At 43.3% G+C, this 16,943-nt stretch carries 15 protein-coding genes; all 15 read left to right on the top strand.

The genetic code is table 11. The annotated features are described in order from the left end of the window. Positions 1 to 2: 2 nt before the first annotated feature. The 15 genes from B0E43_RS30365 (at position 3) to B0E43_RS30295 (ending at position 16,640) form a co-directional block, all read left to right on the top strand. On the top strand, positions 3 to 1,142 hold the full coding sequence (locus B0E43_RS30365; protein WP_077349748.1) for a glycosyltransferase family 4 protein: 1,140 nt from the start codon (positions 3 to 5) through the stop codon (positions 1,140 to 1,142). Beyond that, positions 1,143 to 2,273, top strand: coding sequence for a glycosyltransferase (locus tag B0E43_RS30360; protein WP_077349746.1), 1,131 nt, complete (start codon positions 1,143 to 1,145; stop codon positions 2,271 to 2,273). Continuing rightward, positions 2,263 to 3,378: a glycosyltransferase family 4 protein gene (locus tag B0E43_RS30355; RefSeq protein ID WP_077349744.1), complete on the top strand. Its 1,116-nt coding sequence runs from the start codon at positions 2,263 to 2,265 to the stop codon at positions 3,376 to 3,378. Before B0E43_RS30360 ends, B0E43_RS30355 begins: the two co-directional genes overlap by 11 nt. Continuing rightward, on the top strand, positions 3,371 to 4,786 hold the full coding sequence (locus tag B0E43_RS30350) for an O-antigen ligase (RefSeq protein ID WP_077349742.1): 1,416 nt from the start codon (positions 3,371 to 3,373) through the stop codon (positions 4,784 to 4,786). Before B0E43_RS30355 ends, B0E43_RS30350 begins: the two co-directional genes overlap by 8 nt. A 19-nt stretch (positions 4,787 to 4,805) precedes the next feature. Beyond that, complete coding sequence (locus B0E43_RS30345) at positions 4,806 to 6,131, top strand: phenylacetate--CoA ligase family protein (RefSeq protein ID WP_077349740.1); 1,326 nt, start codon at positions 4,806 to 4,808, stop codon at positions 6,129 to 6,131. After that, positions 6,131 to 6,595: a hypothetical protein gene (locus B0E43_RS30340; protein WP_077349738.1), complete on the top strand. Its 465-nt coding sequence runs from the start codon at positions 6,131 to 6,133 to the stop codon at positions 6,593 to 6,595. The genes B0E43_RS30345 and B0E43_RS30340 overlap by 1 nt, the downstream gene beginning before the upstream one ends. Further along, on the top strand, positions 6,592 to 8,247 hold the full coding sequence (locus B0E43_RS30335) for a hypothetical protein (protein WP_077349736.1): 1,656 nt from the start codon (positions 6,592 to 6,594) through the stop codon (positions 8,245 to 8,247). Before B0E43_RS30340 ends, B0E43_RS30335 begins: the two co-directional genes overlap by 4 nt. After that, on the top strand, positions 8,219 to 9,301 hold the full coding sequence (locus tag B0E43_RS30330) for a peptidoglycan bridge formation glycyltransferase FemA/FemB family protein (protein WP_077349734.1): 1,083 nt from the start codon (positions 8,219 to 8,221) through the stop codon (positions 9,299 to 9,301). Before B0E43_RS30335 ends, B0E43_RS30330 begins: the two co-directional genes overlap by 29 nt. Then, on the top strand, positions 9,298 to 10,488 hold the full coding sequence (locus B0E43_RS30325) for a glycosyltransferase family 4 protein (protein ID WP_077349732.1): 1,191 nt from the start codon (positions 9,298 to 9,300) through the stop codon (positions 10,486 to 10,488). Before B0E43_RS30330 ends, B0E43_RS30325 begins: the two co-directional genes overlap by 4 nt. 23 nt (positions 10,489 to 10,511) lie before the next feature. Continuing rightward, positions 10,512 to 11,393: an NAD(P)-dependent oxidoreductase gene (locus tag B0E43_RS30320; protein WP_077349730.1), complete on the top strand. Its 882-nt coding sequence runs from the start codon at positions 10,512 to 10,514 to the stop codon at positions 11,391 to 11,393. Beyond that, a complete protein-coding gene (locus B0E43_RS30315; RefSeq protein WP_077349728.1) occupies positions 11,393 to 12,427 on the top strand; it encodes a glycosyltransferase in 1,035 nt (344 codons plus the stop codon). The genes B0E43_RS30320 and B0E43_RS30315 overlap by 1 nt, the downstream gene beginning before the upstream one ends. Next, a complete protein-coding gene (asnB, locus tag B0E43_RS30310) occupies positions 12,428 to 14,275 on the top strand; it encodes an asparagine synthase (glutamine-hydrolyzing) (protein WP_077349726.1) in 1,848 nt (615 codons plus the stop codon). Between the two features lie 235 nt (positions 14,276 to 14,510). Then, the gene (locus tag B0E43_RS30305; protein WP_077349724.1) at positions 14,511 to 15,191 is read left to right on the top strand and encodes a PIG-L deacetylase family protein; all 681 of its coding nucleotides are present in this window, start codon (positions 14,511 to 14,513) and stop codon (positions 15,189 to 15,191) included. 2 nt (positions 15,192 to 15,193) lie between these two features. Beyond that, positions 15,194 to 15,757: a sugar transferase gene (locus B0E43_RS30300; RefSeq protein WP_077349722.1), complete on the top strand. Its 564-nt coding sequence runs from the start codon at positions 15,194 to 15,196 to the stop codon at positions 15,755 to 15,757. Positions 15,758 to 15,824: 67 nt separating this feature from the next. Continuing rightward, positions 15,825 to 16,640, top strand: coding sequence for a formyltransferase family protein (locus B0E43_RS30295; RefSeq protein WP_077349720.1), 816 nt, complete (start codon positions 15,825 to 15,827; stop codon positions 16,638 to 16,640). Positions 16,641 to 16,943 lie beyond the last annotated feature (303 nt).

Raw genomic sequence — 16,943 nt, 5'->3', positions numbered from 1 at the left:
TAATGCACGTCTGTTTCCTTTCCCCTGAATTTCCCAGGAAAGGTGCTATCCATGGCGGAATTGGCTCCTTTCTCCTCACTTTCTCCAAAAAACTAATTGAAAATGGCCACCAAGTCACAGTAGTTGGTATCAACGGTAGCAGATTTGTAGATGAGCGGATAGACGGGGTAAGAGTGGTCACCTTTCCTGCCAGCAAAGCTAAATTGATTGGGTGGTGGAGGAATTTTTCAGTGATTTCAGATTTTATTGATGAGGCGCATGCCAAAAATGCCATTGATATTGTGGAAGGCTCAGAACTCTCTTTGGCTTTTATAAAGAAAAATCCCGCCATAAAATATATCATTCGGCTTCATGGCGGACATCATTTTTTTGCCGAAGGCGAAAAAAGAAGTGTCAATAAATGGAAGGGATTCCAGGAAAAAAAGTCATTTCTGAAAGCTGACGGCTTTGTGGCTGTTTCTGAATATGTCAAAACCCATACGGCATCATTTCTTTCTTACCATGGCAAGCCAATCGAAGTGATCAATAATCCGATTTCCTTCGATAAATTTTATCCTGCAGATCCCAAAAAAACCATCCCATTTCGTTTGGTATTCGCTGGGACAGTCTGTGAGAAAAAGGGAATCCGACAACTCATCCTTGCAATTCCCTTAGTGGCAAAGGAATATCCTGAGATCCATTTGGAGGTCTATGGCAGGGATTGGCTGTTTCCGGATGGGAAATCCTATAAAGGATTTTTGAAGGAAACAATTGATCCTGAAGTGCTCAATAGGGTACATTTTCATGGCCCTGTAAGCCATGACAGTTTGCCTAAATTCTATGAACAGGCAGAAATTTGCATTTTTCCCTCTCACGTTGAGACACAAGGTCTGGTAGCTCCCGAGGCAATGGCCATGGAAAAGCCTGTTATTTTTTCCGTATTAGGTCCCGGAACCGAAACGATCGACCATGGCGTCAATGGTTGGCTTTGCGATCCACATAATCCGGAAAGTATTGCATCCACGATTAAAGAAGCATTGCGTTGGAAGGAAAAGTTTGCTCAAATTGGAAAAGCCGCCAGAAAGAAGGCTCTGGAAAAATTTGATCTGGACCGGATGACCGAGACAAACGTGGCGTTTTACCAAATGATCCTGAAGGCTTAAATGCATCTATTGGTGATTGGACACGTCGTCCATAAGTGTCAGGATGGAAAGTTTTTTGCCTATGGTCCCTATGTCAGGGAAATGAACCTTTGGTTTAGGCACGTGGATGAGGTTACTGTATTATCCCCTTTGGACTCCTCCCTTAAACCAGACCCCATAGACCTTCCTTACGAACACAAGAACTTAAGGCTGGAGACAGTGCCAGAATTTAGCGTACTTTCCTTTCGGGAAATACTCGGCACTCTGCTTAAATTTCCTGTGCTTTGGGCAAAGACCTGGAGAGCTGTCGAAAAAGCAGACCATATCCATTTACGTTGTCCCGGAAACATGGGACTCTTGGGGGCAATGGTCCAAATCTTTTTTCCCAACAAAATCAAGTCTGCCAAGTATGCCGGTAACTGGGATCGAAAAAGTGCCCAGCCTTTAACCTACCGACTTCAGCAGAAAATCCTGAGTAATACCTTCTTGACCAAAAAGATGCAGGTTTTGGTCTACGGTGAATGGCCCAATGAAAGTCACAACGTCAGACCGTTTTTTACTGCTTCCTATTCGGAACTTGAAAAAGAGGATCTCATCCCGCGAATACTTGGTCCAAATGAAGAAATAAAATTGGTTTTTGTCGGCGGACTCAATTCCGGCAAGCAACCCATGATTTCCGCAGAAGTGGCCTTTCAGCTTAAGAAAGCAGGAAGAACTGTACGCTTGGATTTGTTCGGAGAGGGGCCGGAACGAAAATTCCTCGAATCGTTTGTGGAAGAAACAAACCTTCAGGATTCGGTTTTTCTTCACGGTAATGTGTCACCAGATGTGGTAAAAAAAGCTTTTCAGAAAGCACATTTTCTGATTTTTATTTCCCAAAGTGAAGGCTGGCCAAAAGTGGTGGCAGAGGCCATGTTTTGGGGATGCCTGCCTATAACAACTGCAGTGTCGTGTGTTCCACAAATGCTTGGTTTTGGTGAAAGAGGCGACTTGGTGCTGCCTGATCCCACTTTGGTGAAAAATCGGATTGAGGATTATCTTCAAAACCACTCAGCCTTTTATCAAAAATGCCAGAAAGGGGCGGAATGGTCGCGTCAGTTTACCTTGGAAAAATTTCAGGAAGAGATCAAATCAGTTTTAGTTGAACGCTGATACGCAAAACTTTCCTAGAATTGCCCAGCTAATCGATACGTTGGATACGGGTGGTGCAGAACGGATGGCGGTTAATTTGGCCAATGAATTTTCAGAGAGAAGTATTCCGAATGTCCTTTTGGTTTCCAGACACCTGGGTGGACTTAGCACCCATATTCAAGTGCCTCATTTGGTAAAACTTCTCAATAAGAACAGCACTTTTGACATTCAGGCATTCAAAAGGCTTTTACAAAATCTTGATGATTTTGGGGCACAAATACTTCATGCACATGGGACCTCGGTTTACTGGGGAGTGGCAGTCAAATGGTTTCGACCTTCTATTCGCCTGATTTGGCATGATCATTTGGGCATTTCCAAAGAAGTCATAGCCAATAACCCCCGAAGAGAAATATCTTTTTTATCACGCTGGATCGACAGGGTAATCACAGCGGATGAAAGCACCAGGGATTATTGGTTGGAGAAGGGATTCTGGAAATCCGGAAAAGTTATTTACCTCCCAAATTTCCCCAAGCTAATTTCCTGGCCAAAAAAGGCAAACAAGAAGTTTGTTTTTCTGCATCTAGCTAATTTCAGAAGCGAGAAAGGGCACTTTTACTTGATAAAGGCAGTAAAAACTCTGACTGAGAAATTCAGGGATTTTGAAGTTAGGATGGTAGGCAAAGCTGTTGATCCTCTTTGGAAAGTGGAAGTGATTAATAAAGTGAATCAGGAAGGTTTAGGCCCCTGGATTTCCGTGGAAATGGAATCTGATGACGTATCAAAGCTGATGTCGGAAGTGGATGCAGGTTTGGTAGTTTCGGATAGGGAGGGACTTCCGGTAGCACTGTTGGAATATGGTCTGGCTGGATTACCTGTGATTTCTTCAGATGTGGGCCAGTGCAAAGAAGTATTGAGCCCGGGAAATTTCGGTTTGATTTTTCCATCCGGAGATAGCCAGGCTCTGGCAGAAGCGATGGGTAAAATGCTTGATAACCCTGCCGAATTCAATTATTTGGGTCAAATCTATCAAAAACATATACTGGACAATTACAGTGGGGGGAAGTTCCTTTTCTTATATATGGACCTTATTTTTGGTTTAATTTCCAATCAACCAACGCATGATTAAAGCTTTATTGCTAAATAAGTATCCATGGGTTTGGATTGTGATACACATTCTACTAGGGTTTTCGGCAACTTTTTCGCCTATTCCGGTGATTGCTTGGTTTTATGTTGTAATTGTCACTTCGGTAAGCTATTTAATTAGAAAAAACCCTAGTCCAACAGTTCTTTTCGCAACATTACTCTATTTGATTTCTTTCGAGTTGTTGGCAAGAATGGCCCGAACTTCTCCGTTTATCCCCTATGAGCTGGGCAAATATTTGCTATGCGCTGGAATGATTTGGGCAATCATCCGGTACAAAACTTTGGGGAATTTGGGATGGGTGATGCTTCTTTGTCTAATTCCTGGACTACTGATTGATCTTTCTGGATTGGTTACTACCACAGATTTGGTATTTAACCTCTTGGGGCCAATCAATGTGGCTCTGGTATCCATTGTTTTCTACAGGCAAAGAATCAGTGAGCTCAATTTTTCCTCTCTCCTTAGACTTATGATTTATCCCATTCTGGGAGTATTGAGTTATACCTTTATTAAATCTCCGGATTTTAGCCAAACTGAATTTGCGCTGGGCTCCAATGTGGATTGGTCAGGGGGATTTGGTTCTAACCAGGTTTCAACGCTTTTTGGATTGGGTTCCCTGTTGATTTTCATCTTGATGATCAACAGATGGAAATTGTCTGGTTATTTGGTTTTGGATTCCCTCATCCTCTTTGCTTTTTCATTTCAGGGATTATTGACTTTTTCTCGTGGTGGTATTCTGGGAGCAGTTTTGGGGATTTTCATAATCCTTTTCTACCTACGAACGGCCGATTTCAAATCGAAAATCAAATACAAGCTTCCAAAGGTTGGGAAATATGTACTCCCAGCCCTATTCATGGGAGCTGCTGCTTATTTTATTGTGGATGAATTGACGGACGGCATGTTATCCCTGAGGTATGCAGGGGAAACCGAAGGAACTTTACAGGGTTCAAAAATCAAATCCTTTAATACGGTCACAACTGGCCGCTTGGATATCTTCGTAGGAGATGTTGACCTTTGGATGGATAATTTTCTGTTTGGGGTAGGGGCTGGTGCCTCCGGATTTTTAAGGCAAACTATGCATGGAGCTGCAGCACATGTTGAATTAAGCAGGCTCCTGGCCGAACATGGCTTTTTGGGATTTGTATATTTTATTTTGCTTAGTTATTTGGGATGGAAGCTGCTTAAGGGGCACCCAAACCCGATGATTAGAGGGATCCTAGTAGCCCTTTTTATCGTGGCAATTTATACCACATTTCATGCTGCGATGCGAACCTATGTGACTCCAGCCCTGATTGGCCTAAGTTTCCTTGGAGTACAATTGCCTAAAAGAAAGGCAAATCCGAGTGTTCAAAAGCCAATACCAGAGACAAAGATGTTCCTACCCACTAAATAAATTTGACTCAATCTTTATTGTGATACGGTCTGAATTTTTACTTGAAAAGTTTATACTTCCACTTACTGATGGGGTAAACAGTTCTCCTTTTTTTAAGAAACTGAAAGAATGGAGGCAAATCATTGCGCTAAAAAGAAAGGATTTGGATTCGCTTCAAAAAGAAAAACTAAAAGCAATCCTGACCTTTGCCTCCGAAAAATCCGAGTTTTACAGACTGCAGAATATTCCAGTGAGAACCAATCCGTATGAATGGTTGGCTTCCTTTCCGGTTCTCCACAAAAGGACGTTTCGTGATAATCTGGAGTATTTTCTGACAGTGCCTTTGGACAAGCGGGTGACTGCCATAACGTCCTCAGGTTCCTCGGGGCCTCCTTCCAAAGTTTTTTTTAACAAAAACGAATTGGCAAGTAATCGGGCATTACAGGTTTTGTGGTGGGAATGGGCCGGCTATAAGTTTGGAAATTCTATTCTGCAAACCGGTGTAAATATGAACCGGTCAAAGGAAAAGAAAATAAAGGATTATTTGCTTAATACGCGCTATATCAATGCTATGAGCCATTCTGAGGAAGAAATCCTGAAAGAGCTCAATCATCTGGAAAAAAATCCCCGAGACCATTTTGTTGCTTATGCATCAAGTCTTTACCTTTTTGCCAAGGTAGCATTGGAAAAAGAGATCACAGGCATCCGATTCAAATCCGTGATTTCTTTGGGAGAAAAACTGCTTCCAAATTTTAAAGAAGCCATTGAAAAGGCCTTTTCATGTCAGGTGTTCGACACCTATGGAGCATCTGAGGGTTTTTTGATAGCCAGCCAGTGTAAGGAGGGAAAATACCACATCATGACTCCCCACTTGGTTTTGGAACTTCTGGATGAAAATGGAAAAGAAGTCAAACCCGGAGAAATTGGCAGGGTGGTCTTGACAGGCTTGGACAATTTCACCACTCCCATGATCCGATATGAAGTCGGGGATTTGGCTGTCAAAGGAAAACCTGGGACTTGCTCCTGTGGGCTCGAATTGCCGGTTTTGCATGAGATCATTGGAAGGTTAACGGAGTTTTTGTATACACCTTCAGGGAAATTTATCACCGTCCAAACTGTGGTTCGGGTCTTGAAGCATTTCCCGGAAATTGAACAGTTTAAAGTAATCCAAATGGATTCTGATCTGTTTAAACTCGTTTACATTTCACCCAAAAATCAACTGGATGTGAGGGAAAATGGAGTTCGGGAAATGTTTGAGGAGGTTTTTGGTGAACCCCTTCGTTTTGAGTTTGAAAAAGTCAAAGTTCTCCCCAAAGCCAAGACTGGAAAGTTTCAATTGATTGAAAATCAGTATAAGCCGAATTAATGCTGAGGCAACTAAAAAAACTTAGATCCCAATCCATCGATTTGTTGTTGTTTTCTTTTCCTTCAAAAGAAAGAACTCAAAATGATTCCGGTGATTGGAAGATCGAGTTTGACAAGAAGGCAAATGAATACAGGATTCATGACGGAGATATTTTGGTTCATCGAAGCCGGGTTTTTCATAGCAGTCGCTTGCTGGGCAGCTTTCACATCAAAGGACCTTTGATCACAATTGGAGACTGTTTTACCGATAATCGGTATAGAGGTTTGGGTATTTATCCATTGGTCCTGCGCAAGATCGCAAATGAATATTGCGAGAAAACCCAAGTGTTTATTTTGGTAGCTCCCGATAACCTCTCCTCCATCAAAGGAATCGAAAAAGCCGGTTTCCAATTTATGGGAAGGCTTTCCTGCTTTCGATTTTTGATTTTTTATCTCAACAAAAGAATTACGATTAATAGAAAATGATCAAAGCCTGCAGGGCATCTTTTCTCCTTGAAGGAAAAACCCTTGACCTTCAGAATAAAATTGAATCCAAAGTAGAATGGTCAGAAGAGAATTTTTCCTTTAGGTTTGAAACAAAAGAGGCTATCACGATTACTGAGTTTTTTCTTGACATCGAACTTGAAGATTCCATTTCGCTTTGGAGATTCCTGGATTACACTTGGAAAAAACCTGGATCTGGGCTTTTGGTGGCAAATTCCCATAGCCCAAAGATTCTTAAACTTAAATCGGGACTTACAGTAGCCGCTGTAAACAACTCGGGATGTTGGGAATTTCAACCCGATTCAGGGGTACTGCGCTGGTACTTTTTCCATCCCATGCTAAGTCCTACTTTGGTTTTTGACCAGGCAGATCAAAAACATTTCCTAGGCAAACAGCAAATTCAGATCGGAACGGTCATCCAAAACGGCTTGATTGCTGGAAAGGGAAAAGTTGAAGAATGGGCCAGGACTCCTCTTGGGTTTGTACCTGCGCTTTGCATCACCGACCATTCTGATTTCGATACTTTAGCAAATCTGAGAGTTCAACGGGAATTTTTTAAAAATCTTGGAATTAGAATCACCAAAGGCTTTTTTCTTTTTGACTACACCCATAAGTCCGAAAATGCGAGTTTTGAGGAGCCTTTAGGCAAAAAAGAATTGCAGGCCTGGGACCAAGATGGCCATGAACTTGCCTACCATGCTCTAAGCCAAAGTTATCGTGGAGAAATCAGTGACCAGGAATTTGAGGCCTTTGAGACCCCGCTTGGAGTCCAACCGGTAGATACCTACATAGATCACGGTTTCCATCCCTATAATTACACCAAACAAAAATTGGCACATTGGTCGGAATGGTACATCCACATGTATAAAAAAGGAATCAGAAGAATCTGGACCTATGTGGATGTAGGAGATGCGAATTTTTTCAACCTCAACCAAATCAATCCCCTGGATTATACCTGGGATAAAATCCGTAAATCCTCAAAGCTCGATTCTAGATTTGGGGTAAAACAAAAAATAAGCAATGACCTGAGAAGTTACCTGAAACATAGAGTTTCAGACTCCATTTTCAGGCAAAGTTTAAATCTGGGAGGTAACCTGATGGGCTTAAAATCCCGGCCATCATTGCACGCCCTAAAGAAATCGGCTGCCTCAGGCTTCCGACTATTCTCGGAACTTTTAAGCCCAAAAAACCTCGGGAATATCTTGAGAAATTCAGGTCAGGTTTTTGAAATCAATCGGTTTGGGCCTTTGTTTTTTAATTCCCCTGACCAGTCCGAAACCCAAATCCAATCCTTTCAAACCTTAGCCGTCCGCGATTATGAAATTGCCTTTTCGGAGAATTCACTTAAGAAATTTTCCGCTGAGGCAGGTGTGGTAATAGCCCATACCTATCTGGCCTATACCGGGCAAAACCACCAGGGAAGATTGTTTGAGGATGATTCCTGGAGAATCAGGCCGGAAGCTCAGAAAGGCTTTGAACGAGTCGCAATGCTCATCCAAAACAAGCAACTTTGGAACCCTACATTGAGGGAAATGCACCTGTTTTACTCCGGGTTGGATAAAGTGGAATACGGCAGAAAAGGGGATGACTTAATTATTATCAACTATGATGGGATCGTCCGAAACATTGCCTGAGGAGCTCGGCTGGATCATTACCAAAACTCCCAAATGGTTGGAAAAGTGGGATAGGATTCAAAAATCCCATCCTTTGGGAATGTTTACCCAAACTTCCTCCTGGCTCAGTTCATATCAGGCTTACGGTTTTGATTTTGAGCTCCTGATTAAAGTGGATAAAGCTGGGGAAATCCTGTCAGGCTTTGGGAATTTGATTGTGAAAATTGGGCCTCTCAAAGCCTATGTTTGTCCTTGGGGTCCATTTGTATCAGAATCCGGCGACTTAAGGGAAGCATTGGATCATTTTTTGAATCGGGCAAAAAAACTTAATTGCTTTGCTGCTCAGTTCAATTTGGGAGGGTATGATACCCCATCTGATATTCCTGCAAGGATGGAAATGATCGGCTGGAAAAAAGGGAACATCCTGGGCAAAATTTATTCTCCAAAGAGTTTTAATATTATAAATCTTCCTTCTTTGGAGGAGGATTACAAGGGCATTCTCTTTGCCCATTTCGAAGGCAAGGCCAAAAGAAACATTAAAACTGGGCTGAAATTTCCTGTTGAAATTACATCGGCAAAGGACGAAAATGAGGTGAGGCAAGCCTATCAAATGTTTGAGGAAAATGCACAGCGGGAAAGCTATTCCATCCGATCCTGGAAAGACATTGGCCCTTCCATGACCGATTCAGTTTTGAAGGGCAATTCAGTCGTTTTTCTTGCAAAATTTGAAAATGAAGTAGTCGCTGCAATTTGGCTCGCAATAGGCGGAAATATGTTTACCTACATCATGGGCGGGAGCGACAAATCCCAGAAAAAACTAAACTTAGGCTTCTTGCTTCAATGGGCTGCTGTCTGTAAATCCGTTGAGATGGGATTTGATAGATACAACATTTCTACAGGGGGAAGCCCAGGAGTTATGGATTTTAAAATGAGCTTCAATCCCAAGGAAATTTATTCACCGGGCTCTTTCCTGAAAATAGTTAACCCCACCACATTTTGGATGTTTGAAAAGGGATATAGGATCGCCGAAAGGAATAAGTCTTTGGCGGCCAAAATTCTGAAATTGATTAAGTGAAAATTCTCTATTTCTATCAGTACTATGCCACTCCTAAAGGCTCCTGGGGTACCCGAGTCCATGAATTCGCACAGGAGTGGGTCAGGCAGGGACATCAAGTCCAAGTGGTGACCTCCATCTATTCCAAATCTGATCTCAAAGCCCAAAAGTTTATTGAGCATCAGCAATTCGAAGGGGTGGATGTAACCGTCATCAATGTCAGGATCGATAACAAGCAACCTTTTTTAAAGCGGATTTATACGTTCATCGTATATGCGGTTTGCTCCACCTGGTATGCACTGACTGCTCCGGCGGATGTAGTTATCGCCTCCTCTGGCCCCATCACTGTGGGAATCCCGGGTTTGATCGCCAGATATATCAGAGGGCGGAAGATTGTCTTTGAAGTGCGGGACCTTTGGCCTGAGGGCGCCATAGAAATGGGTTTGGTAAAAAGCCCGTTTTTGCAAAAAATCCTTTATGCCCTGGAAGGGAGATGTTACAAAGCATCCAGCTTGGTAGTGGCTCTTTCGATCGGAATGCGGCAGAATATTGAAAAACGATTCCCAAAAACAAGGGTCATTGATGTGACCAATGCCGCAAATATCCCCCTGTTTTCTACCCCTGTTCCCTTCGACGGACGGGGAGAATTGCAGCCAAAAAAATACTTGATATATACCGGAAATATCGGGGAAGTAAACAACTCCCTTTGGATACTCCATGCTGCCAAGAAACTCCGGGAATTGGGCGAAACGGAATATAAATTCCTCCTGGTAGGGGAGGGACAGCAAAGAGAATTCATTCAGTCTGAAATCGAAAAACACAGCTTGGATAATCTCCTGATATGGGGATTGATGCCTAAAAACCAACTTGTTGGCCTTATCCAACATGCTGCCGCATCTCTGGTTCCCCTAAAAGGTTCTCCCATTTGGGATACATCTTCTCCAAACAAATTCTTTGAATCCCTTGCAGCCGGAGTTCCGGTAGTTCAAACCACGCAGGGCTGGATGAAGGATTACCTTCACGAGCATCAGGTTGGCTTTACATTGGATCCAAATAACCCCGACTCCTTGGTGGATTTTGTGAGGTCTTTGAAAGACAGGGAAAAAGAACTCATTCAAATGGGCGAAAAAGCAAAAGAAATTGCAGCCAAAGAATTTGGTACAAAATACCTCGCCCAAAAGATGTTGGATGGTATAACCTCCATTTGACAGATAAAATCAATTACAATCAGATGAAAATATTGATTACCGGAGCGAATGGATTTTTGGGAAAGCTGATTTGGAAACAGCTTTGTGATTCCCATGAAATCCTAACTCTGGGAAGAAATTCAGACAACGACTTTTCAATTGATATTGCGAAAGGTGTACCGGAATTACCCGAAGTGGATATTCTGATCCATTCGGCTGGAAAGGCACATATTGTCCCAAAAACTGAAAAAGAACGGATGGCTTTTTTTGAGGTAAATGTCCAAGGTACTTCCAATCTCTTGAAGGGAATTACCTCTATGCCCAAGCTGTTTGTTTTTATCAGTTCTGTATCGGTTTATGGTCTCGAAACTGGCAGTGAAATAGATGAGGGTTTTCCCTTGAAGGGAGGAAGTCCTTATGCCGACAGTAAGATCGAGGCGGAAAAATTAGTAAAGGACTGGGGGCAAAATCACGGTGTTCAGGTGGTCATTCTAAGACTTCCTCTGATCGCTGGACCCAATCCTCCGGGAAACCTTGGCGCCATCATCAAGGCTATCCGTTCAGGATATTATGTACGGTTGGGCAAAGGAGAAGCTCGTAAATCAATGGTTTTGGCCGAGGATGTCGCCGCCCTGATTCCTTCCTTGTTGGGGAAGTCCGGGACCTTTAACCTCTGTGACGGTTATCATCCCAAGTTGTCCGAATTGGATCTGGAGATTGCGGGACAATTCGGGAAAAAGGTCCGCTCGGTTCCGGAAAAACTTCTGGCGCCATTGGCAAAATTGGGAGATCTTCTGCCTTTTTTTCCTTTGAATTCCTACCGCTTGGACAAGTTGTCCCACACCCTGACTTTTTCTGATCAAAAAGCAAGAAAGGAATTGGCCTGGAATCCCAGACAGATATTGGGACATTTAGAATTGAATTAATGCGGATTCTTTTTTTGGGAGAAACATATCGTGCTGATGCACAAACCTGGATCAGGGGAATTGAAAAAGTTTCCGGATATTCCATTGAGACCAAAGAAATCCCCCAAACCGGTGGAAGAATAAGCAGAATGCTCCTGGCCCTCAGATTCCTGGTAAATCTCGCTTTTTCAACAAGGCAGTATGACCTTGTCTTGGCAGAGCGGGCCACGAGTTATGGTTTTTTCAGTCTCTTGGTCAAGGCAAAAGTCAGGGTAGTGGCCCAACAGGGGATTTCAGACGTCTGGCCAGAAAACGGTTTTGCAGGTTGGTACAAAGGCATCCTCCAAAGTTCCATCTACCGAAAAGCCGATTTGATCCATGGGTGGGGCTACGTGATGACCTTTGCGATGATCAATTCTGGTGCTCCCCCTTCGAGGATTTTAGTCAGACCCAAGGGATTGTTTCTGGACAAATTCCAGTTTGCCGGACCTGAGCAAAAAGTAAAAAACCAGGCAATAGTCACCCGTAGTCTGTATCCCATCTATCATCATGCGGTGATTTTGGAAGCAATTTCGATTTTGAAAAAGAAAGGAATAGCCCTGAAATGTACCATGGTGGGTGAGGGATCGGAAAAAGAAAGTCTGATCCAGCAAACCCAAAGCCTCCATCTGGGGGAATCAGTGGACTGGAAAGGAAGAATCTCCAACCTCGAGCTTCCCGGATACCTCGCAAAAGCTTCCCTTTATCTGGCAGTACCCGAAACAGAAGGTGTTTCTGCTTCACTCTTTGAAGCTATGGCCTGCGGTTGTTTTCCGATCGTGACTGATCTGCCCGCCAACAGAGCCTTTATTCAGTCCGGTAAAAATGGCATCCTGGTCCCCATAGGAGATTCCGATGCTTTGGCCGAAGCTATTGCCAGATACTTACAGGATCCTGCTTCTTTTTCAGATGGAATCCGGCAAAACAGAAATTACATTGAAAGAAACTGCGATTTGTCGTTAAATATGACCTCCTTTTTTGAACGCTATTCTCAACTAGTAAACCGAAAATCATAAATGTGCGGAATTACCGGATTCTGGAATAAAAATAGAAATCCTGCTTCTCCCCAAATCCTCAGAGCTATGAGAGATTCCATGGTCCACAGAGGGCCCGATGCAGGAGGGGAATTTATTGAGAATGATGTGGCCTTAGGGCACAGGAGACTTTCCATCCTGGATCTTTCCGAAGGAGCCAATCAGCCTTTTCACTCCCCATGCGGAAGGTATCATTTGGCATTCAACGGAGAGATTTTCAATTACCAGGAATTTTACCCGGAACTCAAACTCAAGGGATTTGCTTTTCATACCACCTCGGATACAGAAGTTCTCCTATATTTATTGATGACCTATGGTCTTGATGCTTTGCCTCGTTTAAATGGGTTTTTTGCCTTCGCTCTTTGGGATAATCAGGAGAGAAAATTGGTTTTGGCAAAAGACAGATATGGGGTTAAGCCCTTGTTTTGGACCGAAACAGAAAATGGTTTAGCCTTCGGTTCCGAGCCTAAATCCCTATTTCCCTGGGGTTTATCCAAGACCCTGGATGAATCAAAACTGGACGAATTGTTTTTTTACAGGCATGTCAGCGGGGGAAATACCATTTTTGAAAACGTCAGGAGATTCCTTCCTGGCCACTACCAAGTTTGGAAAGATGGGGTGATCTTGGAGAAAGAAGTAAGATGGTATCATTTGGGTGAAGAAGCATCAAAATTTGGCCAAATCTCCGACCCTAAGGCATGGTATGAGGAGACTTTCTACGATTCTGTAAGGCTCAGGATGATTTCTGATGTACCAGTCGGAACGATGCTGAGTGGAGGATTGGACAGTAGTAGTATTTTGTTTGCTCAGCAGCATCTCGGATATGGGGATCTCAGTAGCTGGAATCTGAAATTTCCTGGATTTGAAAAAGACGAGTCAGCCCTGGCTCAGCGGTTGAGTGAACTCTATGGAGTTGAATACAATGGCTATGAATTCGTAGGTGATCAATTGGCCAATTTGCTGAAGGAAATCATTCTGGTGAGCGACGAGCCTTTGATGCATTTCACCGACAGCGTGCTATTGGGTCTTTCCAAACAAGCCAAGAAAAAAGTAACCGTCCTGTTGACAGGGGAAGGAGCCGATGAAATCATGGCAGGATATATCCGCCACAAAGTTTTTGGCAACAAAACCCGCTACCAGCTCCTGCAATTGCTCAGGTATATTCCCAGCCGCTACCTAAACCAGGAAAGGCTCAAAAAAATGAAGCGCTATTTAAGTGCACCAAATACGGACTTCCAACTGATGACAAATGCCAATGAGCTCTATCTGGGGGATATCAAAAAGTTGAACCTGGAGTTTATTGATGTGATGCCTGCCTATCGAGTTGAAATGCTGGAAGAGGCTAAAACGTATTTTCCGGGAGACCATTTAAGACAATTGCTATACCTGGAAATGCATACACACCTGTGCAGTCTGAACGATAAAAATGACAGAACCACCATGGGCGCTTCCATTGAATGCCGGGAGCCTTTTCTGGATTATCGTTTGGTGACAGGATTATTTAGCCTGGACACAAAATACTTCTCCACCTCCGGGAAAGGCAAATGGCTTTCCATGAATACCATCGGGAAAAAATTGCCTGATTTTATTCAAAATCATGAAAAAGTGGGTTTGGCAATTCCCTGGGGAAAATATTTCCTGGAAAACCCGGTATTTAGAGATCACCTGGAAACCATGGACCAAAACCCATTCTTCCAATCAGGGTGGATGAAATATCTGGACATCAAAAAGGCTGTAGCCGATTTTAAAACAGATCCAGTTTCCAATTATCCCTTGATGCGCTCGCTCTTTTTTAATTCCTATTGGTACAAAATCCAGTTTGAATCCTAATCATCGAGGTATTGGGACTGCACAATCAGTCCTTTGAATTGAAACTTGATAGGTGGATTTGAAACAAAATCTTTCAAGGAATGAGATTGGGGAGGTAAGAATATTGGATGCATTGGTTATAATTGCTTTGCTGTATTCGCCCCTGGGCGTTAAATGCCAATTTATCACTCGAATAAGGAATGCCGGATAGCGGGATTTGGGGTTCCGTTTTGGAGAGTGGAATTTAAACTTTGATATGCGATACTTAACAGTAACAGCCCATCCTGACGATGAAATATTGGGCTTTGGGGGAAGCACATATGTACTTACCGCAAAAGGTCATGTGGTGAATAACCTGATACTTTCAGGGGATGTGGAGGCCCGCCAACATCGGCCGGACGTGGAAACCCTAAAAAGTCAAACTCATCGTGCCCAGGAAATTGTGGGGGCACAGGCCCCAATCTTAGGTCCCTTCCCGAATATTAAATTTAACATGGTTCCCCATTTGGAATTGGTTCAATTCATCGAAAAATACATCGAAGAATTAGAGCCCGATGTGGTGATCACCCACCATCCATATGACCTGAACAACGACCATTACTTCACCAGTAAGGCATGTCAGGCAGCAGTAAGACTGTTTCAGCGTAAACCTGTGAAACCCTTAAAATCCTTCTATTTTATGGAAATCCCTTCCAGTACAGACTGGGCTTTTCCAGTGGATGGCCAAAATTTCCGACCGGATACATTCATAGAAATAGGAGAGGCTGGACTCGAAAAGAAAATTGAAGCCTTGTATGCCTATGAAGGGGTAATGCGGCCTTATCCCCACCCGCGCTCAGAAGAAGCGATTCGCGCTCTTGCAGTTTTGAGGGGTAGCCAGACTGGTCGTCACTATTGTGAAGGGTTACAAACAGCCATGCATATCATCGAATATTGACTATGTACGCTTTTGTCAAACGTATTTTGGATAGCTTATTGGCAATTTTTTTATTGGTGCTGCTGCTGCCAGTCTACCTGGTTATTGGCTTGATCATTTGGCTTCAAGACGGTGGACCTGCCATCTTCAAACAGAAAAGGATTGGAAGGAATGGGGATGAATTTTTGTTTTACAAGTTCAGAAGCATGCCAATCAATACGCCAAACGTTGAATCCCGCGAAACCAAAAAGCTTCAGGTCACCACTTTTGGTAAGTTTATCCGCCGGACCAATCTGGATGAGTTGCCACAGTTTTACAATGTCCTCAAAGGAGATATGAGTTTTATCGGCCCCAGACCGCCAATCCCTTCCCAGACTGAACTCATTGAACTCAGAAGATCCAATGGCGCCTTGGCTTTGCAGCCCGGTCTTACCGGCTGGGCCCAGGTAAATGCGTATGATGGAATGCCAACTGATAAAAAAGCTGCTTTTGACGGGGAATATGCACGGCGAATTTCGTTTTTCATGGATTTTTTGATCCTTCTGAAGACCGTGGTTTATTTCACCAAAAAACCACCTACCTATTGATTAGGGGATTGCTTCCTGATGAATCCTCTAAGTTTTCTCAAGTAGCCATAAAAAATCAATACTAAACATGAAAATAGCTTTCTGCACTTGCGTCCAAATCGGTCTTTCCTGCATCGAAGCCATTGTTGCTGACGGAGGACACTTTGACCTATTCCTGACCCTACACGATCACAAGGCTAAAAAGAAGTCTGGCAGGATTTATTTGGATGAAATTGCAAAGCAAACAAATACACCCCTCTACAAACTCAATCACATCAATGATTCCGATGTAGCAGAGGTCCTAAAAGAATACCAGATTGACTGGCTGTTTATTATTGGCTGGTCACAAATAGCTTCTCCTGAATTGCTTAAAATTCCATACAAGGGAATCATTGGTGCCCACCCTACACTGCTGCCCACAGGTCGTGGGCGTGCTGCTGTTCCATGGGCAATCCTCAAAGGTTTGGACAAAACTGGAGTAACCTTCTTCAAAATGGATGAGGGAGTTGACACCGGCCCAATTCTCGATCAGTTTGAAATCCCACTTTCTTCCACAGAAACAGCCACTATTTTATACCAAAAGGTAAACGACGCCCATGTTGGCCTTGTAAGACAAATTTGGCCCAAATTGCTGGCAGATAGCATCGTGGGCCGGACACAGGATGAAAGCAAAGCTTCCACTTGGGAAGGACGTACCCCTGCAGATGGTCAGCTTTTTGCCCACATGACTGTTGCAGAAGTCGATTGCATGGTCCGGGCAACCACCCATCCCTATCCCGGTGCTTTTCTGATGGAAGGGGATTCGAAATGCTTGATTTGGGCTGGAATTCCCGGGAAAACTGAGGGGAAAGTGCTGAATTTTTCAGACGGAGAATATACAGCTACAGAATTTAGTTATAGCTGAGTTCCCTGTTTTCCCTAAAATTAACAGGGACAAGAGTCTAAAATCTAGCATGAAAGACAATAATTCCACTTCTTCGGTCCCTTGTCCTGAGCCCGTCGAAGTATCTGTCTTCCAACCCAAAATCAACAGAATTTTCGCCAACTAGCAGATTAGCGGATAACCATCATTAGTAATCTGATTATCCGCTTTATTGCAACTAACCAAATACTGGCAAGTTTTGGGTCTTTTCAGAGCTGCTGTCGGCTGTGGTCTGTGGGCGATTTATCTGCGAGCAGGAAGTTCGAATAAGTTCCAATTGCAGAT

The organism is Algoriphagus sp. A40 (genome assembly GCF_002002735.1).
Taxonomy (GTDB): domain Bacteria; phylum Bacteroidota; class Bacteroidia; order Cytophagales; family Cyclobacteriaceae; genus Algoriphagus.
The sequence above is the reverse complement of the archived record's forward strand: the minus strand, read 5'-3'. Positions and strand labels throughout refer to the sequence as shown.